The following is a 4,307-nucleotide window of genomic DNA, read 5'->3' on the forward strand; positions in this document are numbered from 1 at the left end:
CTATCGAGCCATCGTCCGCCCCGACATCTTTGATCAAGTCTACGAGGACGTCGGCGAAAGCAACAACCAGACCGCGTCGGCGTCGACGATGCAACTGACCGTGCCTTCGTTGACGTTGGGCGTTCCACTGGAAACCACGCTGGGAACCGGCCGGCAAACCTTGTTCGCCGTCGACGTGCCGCCCGATCGCGCGTTGCGAGTCACGGTCCACGCCGACGACAATTCGGTCTACGAAGTCTTCCTTCGACACAATCAGTCGCCGACCGCAAGCTCCTTTGACGCCCATTCCGGCGGCGCCCTCACCGACACGCCAACCGCGATCCTCCCCTCGACCGACGCAGGCACCTATTACGTTTTGGTTTGTGCGTTTGCGACCCAGAACGGTGACTCCACCGTGGAGATTCTGGCGGAATTATTGCCGCTGGCGATCACCAACATTCAAACCGACATCGGCGGCGATTCGGGTTTTGTGACGACGACGATTTCCGGCGCGAGGTTTCATCCCGACGCGATCGTCAAACTGGTCCGCCCCGGTTTCGCCGAAATCCTTCCCGTCGGCCAGAACTACGTTTCCGCCTCGCAGTTGATCGTCACGTTTGATCTACAAGACGCGCCTCATGGACTCTATGACGTCCGGGTGATCAACCCCGGCGGCGACGTTGCCGTCGTCCCGTATCGATTTCAAATCGAACGAACGATCGAGCCCGAAGTGACTGTCGGGATCGGCGGTCCACGCTTCGTCTTGGCCGGTGACAACGGCACGTATGGTGTCTCGCTAAAAAACTCGGGCAACGTCGATGCGCCATATGTGTTTTACAACGTCGGCATTCCCGAACTGGGCATCAATCAAAACGTCTACAACCTGCCCTACAACCACTTTTCGTCCAACCTGCGCGGCGGTCCCGAAGGTTCACTTGCCGATCTGCCCTGGGCCGAACTCGATTCGGCGGTCAACACCGACGGGCATCTGACCGCCAGCGGGTATCTGTTCGACCAACCCGCCGATGGCTTCGCCGGATTCACCTTCCAAGTCCAAACCTACCCGGGCTTACGCGAACTGCATGATCATGCCTGGGAGGCGTTCAAGGCAAAGATCTACGAAGCGATTCCGGAATACGCCGCGATCGATTTCTTGGCGGACGGACCGTCGTCGCTCGACAAGATCTCGCCCGGTCTGGCTCTGGTCTGGGAAGCCTTCGGTGCAGTGCCGGATTTGTTGATTCAGCCGCTGATCCCCTTCCAATTCCATGTCGTCGCATCGGCGACCACAATGACTCGCGACGAATTCCTGCAGCACGCGCTCGATGAAGCGGACCGACTGCGTCAAGGGATTCTGGACGATAACGATGCCGATGCGGCGTTGGTCAATCTGGCCGGCGATCCGCAAGCCTGGCAATCGCTCTATGTCAGTTATCTGACCGAAAGCGGACGTCTGCGCGCCGTCGACGCCATCCCGCCGACGCGCCGCGATCAGGAACTGGCCAGTTTGATGGCGACCCTTGCCGGAGGTGTGTTGACCGGTCCCGGAGGCGACCAGATCATCGCCAGCGGAGACCTGTCGGACTTCTTTGACAACGTGCGGCGATGGTACGGACATGACGCGACCCTGAAAGCCCCCATCGAACCTAATCAAGTCAACTTCACTTCGGATTCGCTTTCCTTTCTGGGCATCTTGCAAAGTCCCAATCCGGTCGCGGCGCTGCCGACCTTGGACGACTATGACTTGATGCTCGATACCAACACGCACTTTCAAACGATGCGTGTCTATGTGCCCTGGGTTCCATTCGCCAATCGCGGCGCAGGGATTCCGGCGGAGTATCAGATCACGGGGATCACGCCCAACGATGAAGACGTTTTCTTTCCGCTCAATCTGCAGGGCTACTACGAACAAGCCGACGCACACTCGGGAACCGTCTCGCAGACCGGACCGTTTACGCTGGAAACAGGCGGGTTCGTGCCCACCGGTGAGCCGCTTCCGTTCACCGTCAACTTCCAAAACGATCCGAACACAACCCGCGACGCCAACGAAGTGCGAGTCGTCGTGCCGCTGGACGATGCCGTCGATCCCCGCAGCTTTCGACTCGGCGACATCCAGATCGGCGACATCACGATTCGAATGCCCGGCGGACGATCGCTGTACCAAGGTGATTTTGATTTCCGCGACACGCTCGGTTTTAACGTGCGGGTCAGTGGCGGAGTCGACATCCAATCGAATGCGGCGACGTGGCTGATCCAGGCAATCGATCCGCTAACCGGCGAAGTGCGTTCGGATTCCGACGGCGGATTGCTACCACCGAACAATGCCCGCGGTCAAGGCGCGGGGTTCGTCAGCTACAGCGTGCAGTTGGCCGATTCGGCCGCAACCGGCGATGTCGTGACGGCGCGAGCCCGAGTGCTCCTGGACAACGCCCCTCCGGAAGATGCCGACGATCTGGCGTATAAGGTCGATTCCGTCGCGCCGACCAGCCGCATCGACGTCACACCGCTGAACGACCGGAACGATTTTGTCGTCCGCTGGAACGTTGCCGATGACGACGGCGGCAGCGGTCTCAAACATGTCAGCCTGTACGTGGCCGAAGACGGCGGCGCGTTCAAGCTTTGGAAACGGCAACTGCAGACCGCCGGCGGCGAGGAAGTGTGGATCGGCCGCGTCGGCACGAGCTACGAATTCTTGGCCCTGGCCAGTGACCGCGCCGGCAACCGGGAAACGCCGCCATCGGGAGCAACCGCTGACGACGATGGTTCGATCTCGTCGCTGGGCGTCTTGCCCTCGGTGGAGGAAACGACGACTCCGAATTTTGGACAACCCGCCAAGCCAACGTCCACGCCATCGATCCACCCGCTGTTCGCTTCCGCCGAACGGCAGGTCCCGACACCAGCGTCACTCGCCAACCCCGCGGCCTTTGACAAGGTCCTGCAACCGTTCACCGCCGCTCGTTTCGCCGACGGTTTTACTGTGGCGGTCGGCGCCGCGGCGGATTCGGAGATCGGCCCGATGGCGCTGGCGGAAACGCCCACAGGAGACATCTTGGTTAGCGGTGGCCCGGCCCGGAATCAACTCTATCGTTTCACCTCCGATGGCGGAACAGTCGGCGGCGTTTGGGCCGAACTGGATCATCCGATCTTCAATTTGAGCTTCGACCCGGCCGGACGACTTTGGGCCACCACCGGCGGCGGCCCACTGTTGGAACTCGACCCGAGCGACGGAAGTCTGCTGGCTGAGTACGGCGACGGCCTGACGATGGGACTGGCCATCGATCCGGCTTCGGGTGACCTGCTCGTCGGATCCCGCTACGGCGTCGAGCGATTCGATCCGGACAACGGGACGTTTTCACGATTCAGTCGAGATCAAAACCTGCGTGTCGGCAGTCTCGCGTTTGCCGACGACGGGACGCTCTACGGTGTGCAATGGCCGGAGCGAAACGCTGTGTTGAAGTTTCTGCCCTCGGGCCGCGCCGAAACGCTGCTGTCGTTCACGACGCCGATCGATTCGCTGGCGTTTGGGCAAAACGATTCGCCACTTGCCGGCCTGTTGTTCGTCTCGCACAACTCAGGCGCTGCAAATGCCGGCACTGCAAACACCGGCAGCGAACTGACGATGGTCGACGTCGCCAGCCTGCGGCGTGTCGCGCTGGCCAGTGGTGGCAGCCGCGGCGACGTCGTCGTGACGACGCGGGACGGCCGCGTATTGATCAGCCAATCCGATGCGGTGGACGTGCTCAGCCCGATCGCGGTCCCCGAACTGATCGCAACCCACCCCGCCCAGCAAACGGTCGTCGCCCTGCCGTTGGGATTGCTTCGAGTGACGTTCAGCGAAGACATGTTCACGGGACTGGGCACGCAGCCGCATTCAATCTTGAACCCCGGCAACTACGCCATTCGCACCGATGGCAGCGAGCATCCGCAAATCACCGAAGTCCGCTACGACGCGGCGTCGCGTACGGCGTACTTGTTTGCCCAAGGATTCTCCGTCGGCGAGCACACGCTGTATGTCGGCAAAGGCATCGAGAGCGTTGGCGGTTCCTCACTCGCCGCGGGTTATGAAATCCACTTCACCACGATCAGCGAATTCTCGGCCAACGTCGACATCGAACTGTCCGGCACGCGGCTGGATCGACAATCACAATCGATCACTTACGACGTCATGATCACCAACCGCGGCGATCAGGACCTGGTTCTGCCGGCCCGTTTGGTGCTCACTCCCGACGGGCAACGCACCGGCGTGTCGTCCGCGGAGGCCGTTCCGGGGCAACCCGCGACGCCGTCGGCCGATGGGCGCTGGTTCTTTAATCTGGCCGCCGACGTTC

1 protein-coding gene is annotated in these 4,307 nt (G+C 61.4%); it reads left to right on the forward strand.

Annotation, left to right across the window (positions count from 1 at the left end):
* On the forward strand, positions 1-4,307 hold a 4,307-nt coding region (locus tag ABX749_RS24010), incomplete at both ends, for a hypothetical protein (RefSeq protein WP_372898227.1).

Source organism: Stieleria sp., from assembly GCF_041595215.1.
GTDB lineage: Bacteria > Planctomycetota > Planctomycetia > Pirellulales > Pirellulaceae > Stieleria > Stieleria magnilauensis.